General features: G+C 72.1%; 19 protein-coding genes. 13 read left to right on the top strand and 6 right to left on the bottom strand.

Translation table 11 applies throughout. The features are described from left to right. Nucleotides 1–25: 25 nt before the first annotated feature. A complete protein-coding gene (locus tag ABCS02_RS11605; protein WP_345835794.1) occupies nt 26–664 on the bottom strand; it encodes a TetR/AcrR family transcriptional regulator in 639 nt (212 codons plus the stop codon). A gap of 128 nt (nt 665–792) precedes the next feature. On the opposite strand from ABCS02_RS11605, the gene ABCS02_RS11600 reads away from it, so the two are divergent. The 6 genes from ABCS02_RS11600 to ABCS02_RS11575 are packed head-to-tail and all read left to right on the top strand — an operon-like array spanning nt 793 to nt 7,440. After that, entirely contained in the window at nt 793–1,773 is a 981-nt protein-coding gene (locus ABCS02_RS11600; protein ID WP_345835793.1) for a fumarylacetoacetate hydrolase family protein, read from the top strand. Nucleotides 1,774–1,808: 35 nt separating this feature from the next. Further along, nucleotides 1,809–2,846: a VOC family protein gene (locus ABCS02_RS11595; RefSeq protein WP_345835792.1), complete on the top strand. Its 1,038-nt coding sequence runs from the start codon at nt 1,809–1,811 to the stop codon at nt 2,844–2,846. A 33-nt stretch (nt 2,847–2,879) separates the two neighbouring features. Beyond that, on the top strand, nt 2,880–3,893 hold the full coding sequence (locus ABCS02_RS11590; RefSeq protein ID WP_345835791.1) for an aminoglycoside phosphotransferase family protein: 1,014 nt from the start codon (nt 2,880–2,882) through the stop codon (nt 3,891–3,893). After that, nucleotides 3,886–5,169 (top strand): phosphopyruvate hydratase, encoded by a 1,284-nt coding sequence (gene eno, locus ABCS02_RS11585; RefSeq protein WP_345835790.1) that lies wholly within the window; start codon nt 3,886–3,888, stop codon nt 5,167–5,169. The genes ABCS02_RS11590 and eno overlap by 8 nt, the downstream gene beginning before the upstream one ends. Before the next feature lies 1 nt (nt 5,170). Further along, on the top strand, nt 5,171–6,160 hold the full coding sequence (locus tag ABCS02_RS11580; RefSeq protein WP_345835789.1) for a C-terminal binding protein: 990 nt from the start codon (nt 5,171–5,173) through the stop codon (nt 6,158–6,160). Nucleotides 6,161–6,198: 38 nt separating this feature from the next. Continuing rightward, nucleotides 6,199–7,440: an NAD(P)/FAD-dependent oxidoreductase gene (locus ABCS02_RS11575; RefSeq protein ID WP_345835788.1), complete on the top strand. Its 1,242-nt coding sequence runs from the start codon at nt 6,199–6,201 to the stop codon at nt 7,438–7,440. 28 nt (nt 7,441–7,468) lie between these two features. Here the strand turns inward: ABCS02_RS11575 and ABCS02_RS11570 are convergent, their stop codons facing one another. After that, nucleotides 7,469–7,990, bottom strand: coding sequence for a carboxymuconolactone decarboxylase family protein (locus ABCS02_RS11570; protein ID WP_345835787.1), 522 nt, complete (start codon nt 7,988–7,990; stop codon nt 7,469–7,471). Between the two features lie 75 nt (nt 7,991–8,065). Here ABCS02_RS11570 and ABCS02_RS11565 point away from each other — a divergent pair, with 75 nt between their 5' ends. From ABCS02_RS11565 to ABCS02_RS11545, 5 genes are read left to right on the top strand one after another with little or no spacing between them, the layout of a single operon-like run. Continuing rightward, entirely contained in the window at nt 8,066–9,124 is a 1,059-nt protein-coding gene (locus tag ABCS02_RS11565) for a 3-hydroxyacyl-CoA dehydrogenase NAD-binding domain-containing protein (protein WP_345835786.1), read from the top strand. After that, nucleotides 9,114–10,544, top strand: coding sequence for an aldehyde dehydrogenase family protein (locus ABCS02_RS11560; protein ID WP_345835785.1), 1,431 nt, complete (start codon nt 9,114–9,116; stop codon nt 10,542–10,544). The genes ABCS02_RS11565 and ABCS02_RS11560 overlap by 11 nt, the downstream gene beginning before the upstream one ends. After that, a complete protein-coding gene (locus tag ABCS02_RS11555) occupies nt 10,541–11,014 on the top strand; it encodes a nuclear transport factor 2 family protein (RefSeq protein WP_345835784.1) in 474 nt (157 codons plus the stop codon). Before ABCS02_RS11560 ends, ABCS02_RS11555 begins: the two co-directional genes overlap by 4 nt. Next, a complete protein-coding gene (locus ABCS02_RS11550; RefSeq protein WP_345835783.1) occupies nt 11,011–11,754 on the top strand; it encodes an enoyl-CoA hydratase/isomerase family protein in 744 nt (247 codons plus the stop codon). Before ABCS02_RS11555 ends, ABCS02_RS11550 begins: the two co-directional genes overlap by 4 nt. A 31-nt stretch (nt 11,755–11,785) precedes the next feature. Then, nucleotides 11,786–12,403 carry a TetR/AcrR family transcriptional regulator gene (locus ABCS02_RS11545; protein ID WP_345835782.1) on the top strand — a complete coding sequence of 206 codons (618 nt, stop codon included), beginning with the start codon at nt 11,786–11,788 and terminating at the stop codon, nt 12,401–12,403. Here the strand turns inward: ABCS02_RS11545 and ABCS02_RS11540 are convergent. Both ABCS02_RS11540 and ABCS02_RS11535 read right to left on the bottom strand, forming a co-directional pair. Next, a complete protein-coding gene (locus ABCS02_RS11540) occupies nt 12,396–13,385 on the bottom strand; it encodes a cyclase family protein (RefSeq protein WP_345835781.1) in 990 nt (329 codons plus the stop codon). The two genes, ABCS02_RS11545 and ABCS02_RS11540, sit on opposite strands and share 8 nt — an antisense overlap. After that, nucleotides 13,382–14,407: an amidohydrolase family protein gene (locus tag ABCS02_RS11535; protein ID WP_345835780.1), complete on the bottom strand. Its 1,026-nt coding sequence runs from the start codon at nt 14,405–14,407 to the stop codon at nt 13,382–13,384. The genes ABCS02_RS11540 and ABCS02_RS11535 overlap by 4 nt, the downstream gene beginning before the upstream one ends. Before the next feature lie 97 nt (nt 14,408–14,504). On the opposite strand from ABCS02_RS11535, the gene ABCS02_RS11530 reads away from it, so the two are divergent. Both ABCS02_RS11530 and ABCS02_RS11525 read left to right on the top strand, forming a co-directional pair. Next, nucleotides 14,505–15,473 (top strand): fumarylacetoacetate hydrolase family protein, encoded by a 969-nt coding sequence (locus tag ABCS02_RS11530; protein WP_345835779.1) that lies wholly within the window; start codon nt 14,505–14,507, stop codon nt 15,471–15,473. After that, a complete protein-coding gene (locus tag ABCS02_RS11525) occupies nt 15,470–16,210 on the top strand; it encodes a 3-oxoacid CoA-transferase subunit A (protein WP_345835778.1) in 741 nt (246 codons plus the stop codon). The genes ABCS02_RS11530 and ABCS02_RS11525 overlap by 4 nt, the downstream gene beginning before the upstream one ends. On the opposite strand, the gene ABCS02_RS11520 is transcribed toward ABCS02_RS11525, so the two are convergent. Then, nucleotides 16,200–17,378, bottom strand: coding sequence for a 4-hydroxybenzoate 3-monooxygenase (locus ABCS02_RS11520; RefSeq protein WP_345835777.1), 1,179 nt, complete (start codon nt 17,376–17,378; stop codon nt 16,200–16,202). The genes ABCS02_RS11525 and ABCS02_RS11520 overlap by 11 nt on opposite strands. A gap of 85 nt (nt 17,379–17,463) precedes the next feature. Further along, entirely contained in the window at nt 17,464–18,216 is a 753-nt protein-coding gene (locus ABCS02_RS11515; RefSeq protein WP_345835776.1) for an IclR family transcriptional regulator, read from the bottom strand. Nucleotides 18,217–18,323: the final 107 nt, after the last annotated feature.

Raw genomic sequence — 18,323 nt, 5'->3', positions numbered from 1 at the left:
TTGAGCGACTGCTCCATGACGAAGGTCAGGCGGGCCCGAGGAGGTAGTCCGCGATCGCGCGGGCGAGCTCGGTCAGGAAGACCTCGTCGGAGAGGGGCCGGCTCGATTCGAAGTCGGAGCCGTGGGTGATGCGCCGGATCGTCATCGAGTAGATCATCCGGAACGCGAAGTCGGACGCCGTCTCGGGGTCCGGGTGGCGGAAGTCGTCGCGGCAGAGGAGCAGGGCGGTCTCGAAGTGCTCGGCGACCCCCTGCGAGCTGATGCGGCCGCGGGCGAAGATCTCCGGGTCCTCGGCGCCGCGGCGCATGAAGGCGCGGAGGATGCTCGCATTCGCGAGCATCTGCGCCGCGGTCTTCGTGACGATCTCCTCGACGTGCGCACGGGCGCCGCCCGGGGGGACCGAGGTGGGCGCGAGCCACACCTCCTCCTGATCCATCCGCGCGGTCTCCTGCGCATGGATGGCGAGCAGCAGCGCCTCCCGGCTGGGGGCGCGGAGGTAGATCGAGCCGACGGAAACCCCGGCGCGCTTGCTCACGGCCTGGACGGTGAACCCCTGGATGCCCTCTTCCTCGAGGATGTCGCGACCGGCCTGCAGGACCCGCGCGTATGCCTCCCGGCTGCGCTTCTGGCGCGGCTGGCGGATCTCGGTGTCGATCTCGGACATTTGACTCATCGTACGGGCGAGCCCTCGAATCGCTGACGGATTGGTGCTTGACAGCGCAGGAGGGGCCGCTCCACAATCTAAACACGAATCCAGGTTCGTGTTCTAGTTCAATGAGGAACGAGGAAACAGTGACCCCTCCCGTCGCTCCCGCGGTCGCCGCCGATGCGTTCGGTCTCGGGACGTTCGCGGCCTCCGGTCGGACGTTCGTCGGGCTGCTCCGCGACGACCTCGTGTTCGACACCCGCCCCGTCCTCGGGCCGGATGCCACGATCCGCAGCCTCCTCGCCGACTGGGACGCCGCGATCGACGCGCTCGCCGAGGCGTCGCCGTCCCTCACCGACGGCGTCGCACCGGACGCGCTGGAGGTGCTGCCTCCCGTGCAGCCCGTGGGCCAGATCCTCTGCGCGGGTGCGAACTACCGCGTCCACGTCGAGCAGATCGTGCAGAGCACCCTCCGCAACGCGGGCGACCCGCGCAGCGACGAGGAGCTGCGCGCCTACGCTCTGCAGGCCGTCGAGCGGCAGGCGCAGTCGGATCCGTTCATGTTCATCGGGCTCCCGTCCGCGGTGTCCGGGGCCCACGACGACGTCGTCCTCTGGACGCCCGGCGATCAGCACGACTGGGAGCTGGAGCTCGGGGTCGTCCTCAAGGCGGACGCGCATCGGATCTCGCCGGACGAGGCCTTCGACCACATCGCGGGCTACGTCATGAGCAACGACATCACGGTGCGCGACGTCATGGCGCGCACGAACGTGCCGCTCACGGACTTCGTCACGTCGAAGAACCGGCCGACCTACTTCCCGACGGGCCCGGTCATCCTCCCCGCCCGTTTCGTCCCCGACTACCGACGGCTCAAGATCACGCTGAAGGTCAACGGCACCACGATGCAGGACGAGATGGTCGCGGACATCATCCACGGCGTCGAGGCCTGCGTCAGCTACGCCGCCCAGTCCACCCGTCTCTCGGCCGGCGACATGATCCTGACCGGATCTCCGGCGGGCAACGCCGGCAAGCACGGCAATCGCTGGCTCCGGCCGGGGGACGTCATGGAGGCGAGCATCACGGGCCTGGGCACCCAGGTCACGCGCTGCGTCGCGCCGCCCCAGTAAGACTCCGGAACATCGCCGAAGGAGGCATCAGAGAAATGTCAGAGATCCTGCTCTCGCAGCTCGCGCACGTCGAGCTGTTCAGCCCGAAGCCCGAAGAGACCGTCGCGTGGATGAAGGACATCTTCGGTCTCGAGGAGACCACGCGCGAGGGCCAGTCCGTCTACCTCCGGGGCTGGGCGGAGTGGCTGCATTCGAGCCTCATCGTCACGGAGGCGAAGGAGTCCGGCGTCGGCCGCATCGGCTGGCGGACGTACGGCCCGGAGGACCCGGAGACGATCGCCCGGCGGCTGCAGGACACCGAGGAGCACGTCGGCTGGGTCGACGACTGGACCGGCCACGGCCGCACCTACCAGTACCGCTCGGCGTTCGGCCGCCATCTCCACGAGGTGTTCTGGGACGTCGACCTGTACGAGGCGCCCGAGGACAAGAAGGATCACGCGGTCCCCAACCGTCCGCAGAAGATCCCCACCACGGCCGGGGCGGCCGTGCGCTACCTCGACCACGTCACGATGCCGAGCGCGAACATGCGGGGCGACATCGACTTCTACAAGCGGCTCGGCGCGCGCCACACGGCCGCGACCGAGGTCGAGCCGGGATTCTCGGTCTTCTCCACGCTGACCTGCAACGGCATCCGCTCGACCCACGACCTCGCGCTCGTCCCGGACTTCAGCGGCGCGACCGGACGCGCCCACCACATCGCGTTCCGCGTCGACCAGCGCGTCGACGTCGAGCGGGTGGCGGAGATCGCCGTCTCGCACGGCACGCCGATCGAGCTCGGTCCCGGCGTGCACGGCATCGACGAGATCACGTACCTCTATCTCCGCGAGCCCGGCGGATTCCGGATGGAGGTCAACGCCGGCGGATGGGTCAACACCATGCCCGACTGGGAGACGAAGACCTACCAGGCGGCCGACGGCAACCCCGGCCAGTCCCTCTATCGCAACGTGACGATCCCCGAGTCGTTCTACGAGGCCTGGCCGCTGCCGCCGAAGGAAGCCGCCGAGAAGGAGCAGGAGGCGGTCGCCTCCGAGCAGCTCGCCGACTTCTTCCAGCAGAAGCCCGCACGGCTCTAGCCGATCCATCCACCATCACGATCAGGAGAAGACGTGGCGACAGCAGATGCGCCCGTGGACGACGCGCTCCGCGACGTCGCGGTGACCGCCCTGCGGGAGGCGGGCCTGCTCGACGGTGCGCCCGTCCTCGAACCGCTCGCCGGCGGCGTCTCCAACGACGTCGTCGTGGTGCGCGCGGGCGCGACCGCGTTCGTGGTGAAGCGGGCTCTCACGCGCCTGCGGGTCGCGGAGGTGTGGGAGGCGTCGGCCGAGCGTTCGTACACCGAGGCCGCCGCGCTGCGGTGGGCGCACGGCGTCGCGCCGGATGCCGTCCCCCGGGTCGTCGCGGTCGACCGTCGGCACGGCGTCCTCGTCCTCGAGCTCGCCCCCGCCGGCTACGGCGACTGGAAGCGGCAGTTGCTGGCCGGCGATGTGCGGCCGGAGGTCGGCGCCCGGCTGGGTGCCGTCCTCGCCGCGTGGCACGTCGCCTCGGCATCCGATCCCGGTGTCCTCGCGGAGTTCGGCGACCAGGAGGCGTTCCGCCAGCTGCGGCTGGATCCCTTCTACGCGGTCGCCGCGGAGCGCAATCCTGCGGCTGCCCCGGCGATCGCGGCGCTCGTCGATCGGATGACCGGCACGCGCACCTGCCTCGTGCACGGGGACTTCTCCCCCAAGAACGTCCTCGTCGAGCCCGTCGTCGACGGCGGGCTCTGGGTCATCGACTGGGAGGTCGCGCACGCGGGGGATCCGGTCTTCGACGTAGCGTTCCTCCTCCACCACCTGCTCGGCAAGATCGTCGCGCGGCCGGAGCATCGGGACGAGCTGAAGGCCACGGCGGAGCGCTTCGTCCGGACCTACGCCGACCGGACGCGGGAGACCCTGGGCGTCCTCCCCGGGCGGTATCTGCTCGCGCACACCGCGGCGCTCCTGCTGGCACGGGTCGACGGCCGGTCGCCGGTCGACTACTTCACGGCCGACCAGCGCGACTCCGCTCGCGCGCTGGCGCTCGACATGCTGCGCGAAACCCCCGACGGAGTCGACGAACTCTGGAGGATGACGAGTGTCTGACCCGATCGCGTCGATCACGGCCTTCGAGGCGCTGGACTCGCGCGGCCGTCCCACCGTGGGGTGCACGGTCGTGACGCGCGCGGGGGCGCGCGGCCGGGCGATCGTGCCGTCCGGCGCCTCGACCGGGTCGCACGAGGCGCGAGAGCTGCGCGACGGCGGCGAGCGCTACGGCGGGTACGGCGTGCGGCGGGCGGTGGCCAACGTGGAGGGTGAGCTGTTCGACGCGGTGCGCGGAATCGACGTGACGGATCAGGGCGCCGTCGACCGCGCCCTCCGACAGGCCGACGGCACGCCGGACGGCGGCCGGCTCGGCGCCAACGCGATCCTCGCGATCTCCGTCGCGGCCGCCGAGGCGGCCGCGACGACCCGCGGCCTGCCTCTCTATGCGGCCGTCGGCGACGGGCCGCGGACGCTCCCGATGCCGATGATCAACGTCATCTCCGGCGGCGCGCACGCCGCGCGGTCGCTCGACGTGCAGGACTTCCTCGTGGTCCCGGTCGGGGCCTCGACGTTCGCGGAGGCGATCGAGACGGTCTCCCGCGTCCGCGCGGCGACCGGCGAGGTGCTGCGCGACGGCGGCGCGACCTGGGCGCTCGTCGCCGACGAGGGCGGGTACGGTCCGCTGCTGTCCTCGAACCGCGCGGCGCTGGAGGTCCTGATGACCGCGTGCGAGCGCGCCCGCCTCCTCCCCGGCGACGACATCGCGATCGCGATCGACGTTGCGGCGACGCAGTTCCACTCGCCCGCGGAGGATGCCTATCTCTGGGACGCCGAGGACCGGCGCTTCCGCTCCGACGAGCTCGTCGACGAGCTCGTCGCCTGGGCGGCGGACTTCCCGATCGTGTCGATCGAAGATGCGCTCGCGGAGGACGACTGGGACGGCTGGCGGATGGCGACCGAGCGCCTCGGCGGCATCCAGCTGCTCGGCGACGACCTCTTCGTCACGTCGCCCGATCGGCTCCGCCGCGGGATCGCGGAGGGGGTGGCGAACGCCGTGCTGGTGAAGCCCAACCAGATCGGCACGCTGAGCGAGGCCCGGGAGGTGGTCGGGATCGCGCACGCCGCGGGCTACGCGACGGTGCTCTCCGCGCGCTCCGGGGAGACCGAGGACCACTGGCTCGCCGACCTCGCGATCGGCTGGAACACGGGGCAGCTGAAGATCGGATCCACGATGCGCTCCGAGCGCACCGCGAAGTGGAACCGCGTCCTCGAGATCGAGCGCGAGCTCGGCGGCGAGATCGCGCTCGCCCGGCCCGCCTTCGCGGGAGGATCCTGACATGGCGACCATCGTGATCACCGACATCGCCTGGCCGAGCCCCGCGATCGAGACCGGCCTGGCGCGCGGCGCCGGCCACGACATCCTGCTCGCCGAGTCCGACGAGCACCTTCTGTCTCTCGCGCCGCGGGCGGATGCCTTTCTCACGTGCTTCCGCCGGGTCCCGGCCGAGGTGCTCGACGCCGCGGACCGGTGCCTCACCGTCGCGCGGTACGGGGTCGGGGTCGACAACATCGACGTCGCGCGTGCGACCGACCTCGGCATCCTCGTGAGCAACGTGCCCGAGTTCTGCACCGAGGAGGTCGCCGACCACACGCTCGCGCTCGCCCTCGCAGCGCTCCGCAACCTGCTGCCGGCGACCGATGCGACGCGGGCCGGCGGATGGACGCCCGACGCCCCGTTCCCCACGCGACGGCTGCGGGGTCTCGTGTTCGGCGTGCTCGGCTTCGGCGCGACCGGGCGGGCGGTGGCGGAGCGGGCCGCCGCGTTCGGGTTCGAGGTCGTCGTGGAGTCGCGCGCGCTCGCGGCCGATCCCGGCGCCGCGCCCGCGTCGGTCGCCCGCGTCGTGGATCGCGACGAGCTGCTGCGCCTCGCGGACGTCGTGTCGCTCCACGTCCCCCTCAACGCCGACACGCGCCACCTCGTCGGGGCTCGCGAGCTCGGGATGATGAAGGACGGCGCGCTCCTGATCAACGTGGCGCGCGGCGGTCTCGTCGACACCGAGGCCCTCCGCCCCGAGCTCGAGGGCGGCCGGCTCCGCGCCGCGCTCGACGTCACCGAGCCCGAGCCGCTGCCGTCCGACCACTGGCTCCGGTCCGCTCCGGCGGCGATCGTCACGCCCCACGTCGCGTTCGCCTCGGACGGATCGCTCGTCGAGCTCGCCACGAAGGCGACGTCCAACGCGCTCGCGGTCCTCGCCGGGCGACGTCCCCCGACCATCGTGAATCCCGAGGTGCTCGCCTCGGATCTCCTCCGCGCCATCCCGCAGTAGTTCCATCGCTCCGCACTCGACGAAGAGAGCAGGTCACCATGAACACCACACCCACCGAGCCGGTCGCGGTCATCGGGGCCGGTCCCGCCGGCATCGCGACCGCCCTCGCGATGTACGCCGTCGGCATCCCCGTGAGGCTCTACGAGCGCTACCGGGAGCCCCGTGCCGCCGGCAACATCGTGAACCTCTGGCCGCCGGCCCTGCACGCGCTCGAGCAGATCGGCGTCGACGTCGACGACATCGGCGCGTTCTGCGAGTCCGAGTTCCGCAACGCGCACGACAAGGTGCGCGCACACGTGCTGTTCCCGCCGTCGGTCATCGAGAAGTACGGCAACGGGGGCTTCATCGGCCTCACCCGGCCCGACCTCTACGAGCGCATGGTCGACGCCCTCCCGCCCGGTGTCCTCGTCGGGCACAAGGAGGTCGTCGGGCTCGAGGACCAGGGCGATCGGGTCGTCGTCCGCTTCAAGGACGAGACGTCGGTCACGACGCCGCTCGTCGTGGGGGCCGACGGGATCAACTCCGTCGTCCGGGACCTCGTGTGGGGGCTCCCGCCCGTCCGCGAGCACAACCTGCACGTGATCGGCGGCTACACGTTCGACCTGCCCGCCGCCGTCAGCCCGCGCGAGGCGATCATCCGGCACTCCCGCACGGTGCAGGCCAGCCACACCGGGATCCGCAGCAAGGGGCGCGACGGCTCCGAATGGTGGGTGCTCGAGGCGTGGGACGCGAACAAGCCGGCCCCGACCGACCTGAAGTCGCACGCTCTGTCGCTTGCGAAGGAGTTCCCGCCGGAGATGGCGGAGCTGATCGCCAACACGTCCGAGGACCACATCTTCCGCTGGCCGATCCGGGATCGCGGACCCGTACCGACGGTCTGGAGCAAGGGCCGCGTCACGTTCGCCGGCGACGCCGTGCACGCGACCAGCCCGTACGCCGCCTACGGCGCGGGGATGTCGATCGTCGACGGCTACTTCCTCGGGCAGACCCTCAACGGGGTCGACCTCGGCGACCTGACCGCCCTCGGGAAGGCGCTCGCGCACTACGAGGAGCTCCGGGTGGAGCACACCGCCGGTCAGGTGAAGCTCGCGTACATGCTCGGACGCAACTTCCACCACATCCCGGCGCCGATGCGGCCCCTGCGCGACGCGTTCTTCGACCACAGCAAGTTCATGCAGAAGACGGTCGGGGACTCGAACCCGGCCGAGATCAGCGCGCAGCTGGACATCATGGGGCCGAACCTGCACACGCCCGCACCGTCCGCTTCCGCGGCCCGCTAGGTCCCGTCGGGGGCCGTTCCCGCCCGGATCACGCGGGCGGGAACGGCGGTTCGACCTGGAAGACGTTCGTCATCAGCGCCACTTTGACGTACTGCGCGCCCACGAACGCGGCCTCGACGGCCCCGCGCGGACCCAGCTCGTCGTGAAGGCGCCCCCACAGCTCGTCGCTCACGATCCCCCGAGCGCTCAGCGCGTCCGCGAGCTCCCGTAGCGCACCCTCGACGCCGGCCGGCGCCGCCGTCTCGCCGCGCACCGCCGCCAGATCCGACGGCGAGAGGCCCACGGCGTCGGCGAAGAGCTCGACGTGCACCTGCCACTCCGCGACCGCGCCGTAGAGGTGCAGGACGCGGAGGATGAGCAGCTCCCGGAGGCGCGGCGGCAGCTCGGTGGCGTGCAGGGCCCGGGCGGTCGCACTGCGCAGATCGGCCAGCGCCGCCGGGGAGTGCGCGACGATGCCGAAGAGCTCCATCGGGCGACCGTCCGGGAGCCGGTACGCGTCGAGCGCGGGGTCGTCGATCGGCTCGATCCGTCTGCGCGGTGCCGCGGGCATGCTGGCTCCTTCGTCTGCGATGGGGTAATCTACCACCCAGACGGTAGATTACTCGGACGGCAGAGAGGTCGGTTCGTGGACCAGAACGAGATCGCCCAGGCGCTCCTCGACCGCTACGTCGACGACGCGGATCGGCTCGTCGACCGGGGGGTGGCGTCGCCGCACGACATCGATGTCGCGATGCGGCTCGGCGCCGGGTATCCGGCCGGCCCCTTCGAGGCGCGCGGCGCCCCGTCCTCGGCGGTGCCGACAGCACGCAGCGCGGAGTCGCCGTGGCGGGCGGTCACCGTGGTGGGCACGGGGCACATGGCCTCGGGCATCGCCGACGCGGTGGCCCGCTCCGGCAGCGCCGTGACGATTGTCGGTCGCACCGCGGCATCCCTCGACCGCTCGCGCGCCGCGATCGACGCGAACCTCGACCGCTCGGTCCGCCGCGGCCGCCTCGCAGCTTCCGATGCCGCCGCGATCCTCGGCCGCGTCGCGTTCGTGTCGGGCGTCGGGAGTCTCCCTGCGGACTCCGACGTGATCATCGAGGCCGTCGCCGAGGACCTCCCCGTCAAGCAGGACGTGCTCGCGCAGGTCGACCGGCACGCTCGCCCGGGCGCCGTGCTCGCGACGAATACCAGCTCGTATCGGGTCGCGGACGTGATGCAGGGCGTCTCGGCCTCGCGACAGACGCTCGCTCTGCACTTCTTCAACCCGGCGACCGTGATGAAGCTGGTCGAGGTCGTTCCGGGGCCCGGCGGCGAAGACGTTCTGGACCCCGCCGCCGCGTGGGTGGACACGCTCGGCAAGTCGCCCGTGCGGAGCGCCGACACGCGCGGCTTCATCGTCAACCGGCTGCTGATCCCGTACCTCAACGACGCCGCCCGGCTGCACGAGGACGGCGTTCCGATCGAGGACGTGGATGCCGCCATGACGACCGTGGCGGGACTCCCGATGGGGCCGTTCGCGCTGCTCGACCTCATCGGGCTCGACGTGACCGTCGCCGCCCTGAGCTCGATGGCCGAGGCGGAACCGGACGAGGAGCGGCTCGTCCCTGCGGGGATCCTCGTCGACCTCGTCGCCGAAGGGCGTCTCGGCCGCAAGAGCGGCACCGGCTTCTACACCCAGGAGGATCTCCGTGCGCGATGACCTGCGCGACCGCGACCGGCTCTTCATCGGGGGCCGCTGGACCCCGCCGCTCGGCGCGGCGCCCGCGATCGAGGTGACGGATGCCTCGACCGGCGAGCGGCTCGGCCGGGTCCCGGCGGGTGACGCCGGCGACGTGGATCGGGCGGTCGCGGCCGCCGCTGCGGCCGCCGACGACTGGCGGCACACCGATCCTGCCGAGCGCGCATCCGCGCTGGAGGCGGTCCGCGACCAGCTCGCGGCCCGGCTCGACGAGATCGCCGAGCTGATCAGCCTGGAGGTCGGCACCCCGGCGAACATCTCGAAGAAGGTGCAGGTCGGGTTGCCGCTGGCGACGCTGCAGGGCTTCGCGGATGCCGCCCGTTCGTTCGCGTGGGAACGCACGGTCGGCTCCTCCGCCGTCGTGCGCGAGGGCGCCGGCGTCGTCGCGGCGATCACGCCCTGGAACTACCCCCTGCACCAGCTCGTCGGGAAGGTCGGCGGCGCGCTCGCGGCGGGCAGCACGGTCGTCGCGAAGCCGGCGAGCGAGGCCCCGCTCGCCGCGTTCGCCCTGGCGGACGCGATCGAGGCCGCCGGGCTCCCGGCGGGCGTGTTCAACCTCGTCAGCGGCGGCGGCGCCGCGGTGGGGGAGCCTCTGGCGGGCGACCCGCGCGTGGACGTCGTCTCCTTCACCGGCTCGACCGCGGTGGGCGCGCGCATCGCAGCGGTCGCGGCGGCGAACGTCACCCGCACGAGCCTCGAGCTCGGCGGCAAGTCCGCGAGCGTCGTGCTCGACGACGCCGACCTGGAGCGCGCGATCCGATCCAGCGTCGGCAACGCGTTCCTGAACTCCGGACAGACGTGCTCCGCGTGGACGCGGCTCGTCGTGCCACGCGCGCTCCAGGAGCGCGTGATCGAGATCGCCGTCGCGGCGGTCGAGCGGCTCCGGCTCGGTCATCCGCTCGACGAGGCGACACGTCTCGGGCCGCTCGTGTCCGCGGCGCAGCAGCGCTCGGTCCGCGCCCACATCGACCGGGGCCAGGGGATCGCCCGGCTCGTCACCGGCGGTTCGGCGCAGCCCGCCGGACTGGATGCCGGGTTCTACGTCGCGCCGACGATCTTCGCCGACGTCGACAACTCCTCGCCGCTCGGTCAGGAGGAGATCTTCGGGCCGGTCCTGTCGATCATCCCGGCCGACTCGGAGGAGCAGGCGATCGCGATCGCGAACGACAGCCCCTACGGTCTCGCGGGCGGCGTGTGGAGCGCGGACCCGGAGCGCGCGGTCGCCGTCGCGCGACGCATCCGGACCGGTCAGGTCGACATCAACGGCGCGGCCTTCAACCCGGTCGCCCCGTTCGGCGGCGTCAAGCTGTCCGGGTACGGGCGCGAGTTCGGCGAGTTCGGCATCGAGGAGTTCACGGTGACGAAGGCGATCCAGCGATGAGCGCCACTCACCTCGGCGTGATCAGCCGGTACTACGACGGCTGCTCGACCGGCGACGTCGCGCTCATGGGGGAGACGCTGCACCCCGACGTCGTCCACTACTTCCTCGCCCCCAACGTCGGCTCGGCACCGGTCGGCGGAGCCGAGCACCTCGCCCGGTACTGGCGCAAGGTCGCGGGCATGATCCAGGCCACCTGGGTCGTCGACCACATCCTCGACGGGGCCGACGAAGCCGTCATCGAGTGGACGATGTCCTGGATGCCGGCGGGGGCGGACGAGCCCGTCGCGACGCGCGGCGCCGAGTGGTTCGTCTTCCGCGACGGCCTCATCTCGGAGATCCGCTCCTATTACCAGCAGCGTCCGGAGACGACGGAGCTGGAGGGCTTCCCGTACGCGGAGCGCGGCTACTCCACCGCGGGGCGCCTCGCCAGCGCCATCCACCGGCCGGTCTCGAGCGAGGAGGCGCGATGAGCGTCGAGCTGGACGTCGTCGATCGGACGGCCACCATCACGATCAACCGCCCCGAGCGGATGAACGCCCTCGACGAGCCGACGCGAGTGTCCCTCGCGGAGCTCATCCGGTCGTGCGGGAGCGACCCGGAGGTCGGCGCCGTCGTGATCACGGGCGCGGGCCGTGCGTTCTGCGCGGGCCAGGATCTGGCCGCGATCCACGAGCTCGACGACGCGCACGACACGGTCGCGCGGACGTACAACCCGATCGCGGAGGCGATCGCCACCGCATCCGTTCCGGTCATCGCGGCCGTCAACGGCGCCGCGGTCGGTGCGGGGATGGGCATCGCCCTCGCGTGCGACGTCGTCCTCATGTCGGAGAGCGCGTCGCTCGCGTGCGTGTTCGGCACGGTGGGGCTGGTCCCCGACACCGGGACGTCCTGGCAGCTCGTGCGGAGCGTCGGATACCTGCGGGCGTTCGAGCTGGCTGCGAGCGGACGGCGCGTCGGCGCGGACGAGGCGCTCGCGCTGGGGCTCGCGTCGGAGCTCGTCGCGCCGGAGGCGCTCCTGCCCCGGGCGCGCGAGCTCGCCGCCGACCTCGCGCGCGGACCCCGGCTCGCGCAGCAGCTGACCAAGCGACTGCTCCGTCAGGCGCAGGTCTCCTCCCTCGCGGAGACCCTGGCGGAGGAGGCCGTCAGCCAGGGCGCCGCCGCCCTCGACGGGGAGCACCTGCGACGGCGGGCCGCTTTCCTCGCCCGCTGATATCGTGACTGCACATCAGGGGAGAGAACTCGTGAGCACCGCACGCGGACGACGGCCGGTCACGTCACGGATGTCGGGCGACGCGCGCCGCGTGCAGATCCGCGAGGTCGCCGCCGGCCTCTTCGGTCGCGCCGGGTACCGCGACACGTCCATGGACCGGATCGCGGACGAGGTCGGCATCAAGAAGGCGTCGCTGTACTACTACTTCCCCAGCAAGGACCGTCTGCTCATCGAGATGCACGACGAGATGATCGAGCTGATCATCTCGTCGCACGAGGCGCGGATGGCCGCGGGGAACGCCAGCCCGTCCGAGCTGATCGTGGGCATGATGACCGACATCGTCTCCCTCCAGGAGACGCACCCGGGGTCGCTGCGGGTCTTCTTCGAGCACTTCAACGAGATCCCCGAGCCCGAGCGCACCCGCGTGCTGGAGCGCCGGGGCGTGTATGAGGGGTACCTGCGCGAGCAGCTCCAGCGCGGCATCGACGCGGGCGAGTTCAAGCCCCTCGACGTCCGGCTGGCGGTCTTCGCGATCCTCGGCATGGCGAACTGGTCGTACCAGTGGTTCCGGCCGGGTGGCCGGGCCACGGCCGAGCAGGTCGCCCGGGAGTTCTGGACGATGCTGAGCGCCGGGATCGCGGCTACTTGACCGCGATGGGGTTCACCGGGGAGCCCACCGCTCCCGTGAACGGCAGGGGCTGAGCCGCGAGCAGGAACTCGTAGACGCCGTCCGCGGCGCAGTCGGCGGCGAGCCGGTCGAGATCCCACATCTCCCCGAGCAGCATCCCCACGTGCGGCAGGAGCACCTGGTGGAGGGGCTGCATCGCGTTCGGGAACTCGTTCGGTCGCACCTCGACGCCCCACGTGTCGGTCGCGACGGCCGCGATCTCGCGGGCGTGCAGCCACTCCGCCGTCGTGAACGAGAGCCCGGGCGCGGGGCCGCCGGCGTACGTCCCCCAGCCCGTGCCGCGGCGCACGCGGGTGAGCTGGCCGGTGCGCACGAGGAGGATGTCGCCGCGCCCGACCTCGGACGCCATGCCCTGAGCGGTGATCGTCGCGTCGAGGTCCGCCGGAGTGATGGCGTAGCCGTCCGGCAGCTCCCCGTCCGCGAGGGCCCGGCCGACATCCAGCAGCACGCCGCGGCTGACCAACGGCTCCGCCACGTTCTCGATGCCCGTCGCGAGATCACCCTCGCTCGTGACCGTGCGCGCCGCGACGCGATTGTTCCAGCCGATGCCGTGGTCGAACACGTGCCCCAGCCCGTCCCACTGGGTCGAGCACTGCAGCGGCATGAAGACGCAGTCGTCGGCCACCGAGAGCCCGTGCGGCAGCCCCATCGACTCGGCGGTGTCCATGCCCGTGCTCGTCATGGTGTGGACGGGGTTGATCCGCCGCTTCCAGCCGTTCTGCGGGCCGTCATTGTCGAACGGGAGCGACAGCGAGAAGGTCTCGCCGCGCCGCACGAGGGCGGCGGCGGCGATCCGCTTCGCCTCGTCGATGAAGTTGACGGTGCCGCGCGCGTCGTCGGGCCCCCAGCGGTCCCAGTTGCGGACGCGGGCGGATACCGCCGCGATAGCCGCCTCGGCGTCTTCTCCGTACCGGGCCACGGCCGGCGTCGCGGTATCGGTCATCGGATCCCCCTCGCCGCGAGGCGCTCGGTCAGCCGGGATCCGAAGAGGCCGTGCGCGCTCCCGGACGTGACAGCGGCGCGGACGGCGTCGTCGCTGAGCGCCGCCTCGATCCGGTCGATCGGATCGTCGACCCCCATGTCGAACGGATAGTCGGTGCCGATCGTGACGTGGTCCTCGCCCACGCTGTCGACGAGGAACCGGAGCGCCGGCGCCGTGTAGACGAGCGCGTCGAACCACATCCGCCGCAGGTACCAGCTGGGGGGATGCGCGCAGGTCCGTGCGTCCTCGCGTCGATGCCACGCGTGGTCGGCGCGGCCGCTGTAGCTGGGCAGCCAGCCGCCGGCGTGGGCGGCCCAGATCCGCAGGCCGGGGAACCGGTCCAGCACGCCGCCGAAGATCAGACGCGACAGGGCGAGCGAGGTCTCGGTCGGGTTCCCGACGTGGTTGAACATGTACCCGACGTCCAGGCGTGCGGCGAGGCTGCATCCCCAGGGGTGGATCAGCACCGGGACGTCGAGGGCGACCGCCGTCTCCCAGAACTCGGAGAGCGAGGGGTCGTCCAGCTCGACGCCGGGGGCGGCGGTCGTGGAGATCTGCACCCCGACCGCTCCCGCGTCCACGACGGCCGCGCGCAGCTGCTGCACCGCGAGATCCGGGAGGTGGAGCGACACCGTGGCGACGGGGGCGAGGCGATCCGGGGCCTGGTGGCAGAAGTCCACCACGGCCGCGTTCACCTCGCCGATGTAGCGGTCGGCCAGGGGGCGCTCCATCCACGGGCGCGCGATCGGCGTGGCGCTCACGGCCTGCACGTCGACCCGCGCGGCATCCATGGCCGCGAGCCGGTCGGGCAGGGCGGTCAAGCGCCGGCCGAGCGTCGCGAACTGCTCGCGGTTGTAGGCCGCGGAGGCGGGACCCAGCGCCTGGGCGTCGGCCGTGAGCTGGGCGGCGAAGCCGGCCTCGCCCGTGAGGAGCCGATCGGCGTCGGGGGTCCCGACGTGCGCGTGGACATCGATCGTCGTCACCACCGAGACCTCCCTTGGTTTCTCTCGGCGGCCACGTTATCGTTCACTGAGGGGGTTTATCAACCGTCCGTTAGGTAGATTGTGAGGTGAGGTCCCGGTGCGACTCGCAACGATGCGGAACGGCACGCGCGATGGAGCCCTGCACGTGGTCACGCGCGACGGCGCGCGGGCCGCGAGCGCCGAAGGGGTGGCGCCCACCCTGCTCGCCGCGCTCGAGGAGTGGGAGCGGGTGCGGCCCGACCTCGAAGGACTGGCCGCCGACCTCGAGGCGGGACGTCTGGCCGGCGTGCCGTTCGACGAGGCGCGCGCTCTCGCGCCGCTGCCGCGCACCTGGCAGTGGCTCGACGCCTCCGCCTTCCTCAACCATGGCGCACTCCTCTCCCGCTCGCTCGGGATAGACCCGATCCTCTCCCCGGTGCCGCTGATGTATCAGGGGATGTCGCACGAGTTCCTCCCGCCGCACGAGGCCGCGACCCTCTGGAACCCTCGCGGCGACCTCGACTTCGAGGGCGAGTTCGCGGTGATCCTCCGGGACACGCCGGCGGGAATCGACCCCGAGGCCGCCCGCGAGCACATCGCGCTCGTGACGTTCGTGAACGACTGGTCGCAGCGCGCCATCGTGGTCGAGGAGATGGGTCGCCGGTTCGGCTTCATCGAGGGGAAGCCCGCGACCGCGATGGCCCCGATCGCCGCGACCCCGGACGAGCTGGGTGATGCGTGGCAGGACGGCCGGATCACCGCGAGCCTGACGGTCGGGCTGAACGGAGAGCGGTTCGGCGCGGTGCCGGCCGGGGAGATGGACTACGACTTCGGCGAGCTGATCGCCTACGCCGCGCGGACGCGCAACCTGGCGGCCGGGACGGTGATCGGAAGCGGCACGGTCTCGAGCACGCGCTACGCCGAGACCGGCTCCGCGTGCATCGCGGAGCGGCGGGGCATCGAGATCATCCAGACCGGCACGGCGTCGACCCCGTACCTCCGCGACGGCGACCGCGTGACCATGCGCGTGGAGATCGACGGCGACGTCGTCTTCGGGCGCCTCGACCAGGCGGTCGTCGCGCGATGATCGACAAGACCGTTCCCGACGTCGCGGCCGCGGTCGCCGGCATCCCGGATTCCGCGACCATCATGATCGGCGGATTCGGCCGGGCCGGGGAGCCCGTCGACCTGATCGACGCGCTCATCGCGCAGGGCGCCCGGGATCTGACGATCGTCAACAACAACGCGGGCAGCGGCGACTCCGGGCTGGCGGCGCTCCTTGCGCACGGTCGCGTGCGCAAGATGATCTGCTCCTTTCCACGGCAACGTGACTCGTGGGTGTTCGACGGGCTGTACCGCGACGGGAAGGTCGAGCTCGAGCTCGTTCCGCAGGGCAATCTCGCCGAGCGCATCCGCGCGGCCGGCGCCGGGATCGGCGGCTTCTTCACGCCGACGGGCGTCGGGACCGAGCTGGCGGCGGGCAAGGAGCAGCGGGTCATCGACGGCCGCACGTACGTCCTGGAGTATCCGATCCACGCGGACGTCGCCCTCGTGAGCGGGCTGCGCGCCGACCGGTGGGGGAATGTCGTCTACCGCAAGACCTCGCGCAACTTCGGGCCCATCATGGCCGCCGCCGCGACCACCACGGTCGTGCAGGTCGACGAGATCGTGCCGGTGGGCGACCTGGATCCGGAGACGGTCGTGACCCCCGGCATCTACGTGGACCGGGTCGTCGCGGTCGGGGATCGCGCGTGGCTCACGGACGGGGACTTCGTCGGCGGGGTCGACGTCGAGGGCCGGCGTCGCGACGAGGTCACTCCGTAGCCAGCGGCCAGCCGGTATAGCCCTCCGCGAGGAAGGCGCGTCCGGCGTCGGACTCCACGACGGTGCGCAGCTCGCCGAGTTGACGCCGTCGGTCGAAGTCGGAGGCGTCCGGCGCGACGTGGAGCATGCTCGTCATCCACCACGAGAAGTGCTGCGCCTTCCAGATGCGCCGGCGCACGGCATCCGCCCATCCGTCGAGCAGCGTTTCGTCGGCGCGGTGGAGCAGGCCGTCGAGGGCGCGCGCGAGGAGGACGACGTCGGCCACGGCGAGGTTCATGCCCTTCGCGCCGGTGGGCGGGACGGTGTGCGCCGCGTCGCCCACGATCGCGACGCGTCCGCGACGGAGCTCGTGCACGACGAAGGATCGGAAGCGGAGGACGTCGCGGCGGAGGATCGGACCCTCGGCGAGCGTCGTGCCCGGGACGCGCCGCTGCAGCGTGTCCCAGATCTCGCGCTCGCTCGGGGCATCCGGGTCGGTCTCCGGCGCGCACTGGAAGTACATCCGCTGCACGGAGGGGGACCGCTGGCTGACGAGCGCGAACCCGTCCGGCGAGTTCGAATAGATGAGCTCGTCGGTGCTGGGCGGCGCCTCGCAGAGGATGCCGAACCACGCGAACGGGTACTCGCGGAAGGAGCCGGCGTGCGCGCCGGTCACGGCGGTGCGCACGGTGGAGTGCGACCCGTCGGCGCCGACCACGAAGTCGGCGTCGATCTCGAGCACGTCGCCGGTCGCGTCGGTCGCGAGGACACGCGGCGCATCCGAGTCGGCGTCCTCGACCGCGCGGACCTCGACCCCGAAGCGCAGGTCCTGTCCCGCAGCGAGACGCGCGGCGATCAGGTCCGCGAGGACCTCGTGCTGCGGGTACAGCCAGACGCTCCGGCCGACCAGGCCGCGGAAGTCGATGCGATGCCCGGTGCCGTCGAACCGCAGCTCGATGCCGTCGTGGCGGGAGCCCACGGTGTGGACGCGCGACCCCGGCAGGGTGGCCAGGAGCTCGACGGTCCCCTGCTCCAGGATGCCGGCGCGGATGGTCGTCTCGATCTCCTCCCGCGAGCGCCGGTCGAGAACGACCGACGCGATCCCGGAGGCGGCCAGGAGGTGCGACAGGACGAGTCCGGCGGGGCCGGCTCCGACGATCGCGACGCGCGTGCGGATGCGGGTGGTCACGGAGTCTCCTTCGACGGGGTGCGTCACATCGTGCGCGCCGCGGGGAGGGTCCGCCGTCCGGGTTCCCGTTCAACGGGATGGCGCGTCAGCTCCGGTAGCCGATCGCACGCTCGATGTCGCGGGCCGCGCGGTAGAGCTCCTCGAGGGCGAAATCGGTCTGGGCGTCGCGCGGGAGCACGACCGAGAGCGCGGCGACCGTGCGGCCCGTCTCGTCGTGCACGGGCACCGCGAGCCCCGTGGAGACCTCTTCGATGTACCCCGGGGCGATGGCATGGCCGAGCGCGCGCACCTCGGCGAGCTTGCGCCGGACCGCCGCGGGATCGACCGGGGTCATCCGGGTGAGCGCGCGCAGCGGTGCGCCGAGCACGCGATCCTGCAGCTCGGAGCCCGAGAACGCGAGGAGCACCAGCCCGGACGACGAGGCGTGCAGGGGCAGGCGGCCCGCCACGCGGGTGACGTTCGATCCGGCGTGGGCACCGCTCAGGCGCTCCAGGAACAGCGCCTCGTCCTGCTCCAGGATGGCGAGCTGGGTGTGCTCGCGTACCCGCGCCTGCACGCGCTCCATGTACGGCAGCGCCGCCTGCCGCAGGCGCAGGGCGTGCGAGGAGCGGGTGGCCAGCTCCCACAGCCGCATGCCGATCCGGATGCGCCGGTCGTCGTCGCGTTCCAGCAGTCCCGCGTCGACGAGCTGGCTCACGATGCGATGCGTGCTCGACGTCGGCAGACCGCTCCGCCGCCCGATCTCGGCGGCCGTCTGCGCGGTGCGCGTCGGGGTGAAGGTCTCGAGCACGCGCACGAGACGGTCGGTCGCGGAATCACCGGAGGAGGAGTTCGCCACAGGAGGAGGATCGCACGAATCGCCCGCATTCCCATTGATCGGGATCCGGCCGGTGGGCACCGCGTCGGCGGCGTGACGATGGGATCAGTTCTCAGCCCGCGTCGAAG

Source organism: Microbacterium sp. X-17, assembly GCF_039615055.1.
This window is presented reverse-complemented; position numbering and strand designations above follow the sequence as displayed.

Excerpts from the sequence above, each read along its gene's own strand:
- ABCS02_RS11580 (WP_345835789.1), top strand. The coding sequence starts at position 5,171 with ATGGCGACCATCGTGATCACCGACATCGCCTGGCCGAGCCCCGCGATC.
- ABCS02_RS11570 (WP_345835787.1), bottom strand. The coding sequence starts at position 7,990 with ATGCCCGCGGCACCGCGCAGACGGATCGAGCCGATCGACGACCCCGCG.
- ABCS02_RS11540 (WP_345835781.1), bottom strand. The coding sequence starts at position 13,385 with ATGACCGATACCGCGACGCCGGCCGTGGCCCGGTACGGAGAAGACGCC.
- ABCS02_RS11595 (WP_345835792.1), top strand. The coding sequence starts at position 1,809 with ATGTCAGAGATCCTGCTCTCGCAGCTCGCGCACGTCGAGCTGTTCAGC.
- ABCS02_RS11525 (WP_345835778.1), top strand. The coding sequence starts at position 15,470 with ATGATCGACAAGACCGTTCCCGACGTCGCGGCCGCGGTCGCCGGCATC.
- ABCS02_RS11555 (WP_345835784.1), top strand. The coding sequence starts at position 10,541 with ATGAGCGCCACTCACCTCGGCGTGATCAGCCGGTACTACGACGGCTGC.
- ABCS02_RS11550 (WP_345835783.1), top strand. The coding sequence starts at position 11,011 with ATGAGCGTCGAGCTGGACGTCGTCGATCGGACGGCCACCATCACGATC.
- ABCS02_RS11575 (WP_345835788.1), top strand. The coding sequence starts at position 6,199 with ATGAACACCACACCCACCGAGCCGGTCGCGGTCATCGGGGCCGGTCCC.
- ABCS02_RS11605 (WP_345835794.1), bottom strand. The coding sequence starts at position 664 with ATGTCCGAGATCGACACCGAGATCCGCCAGCCGCGCCAGAAGCGCAGC.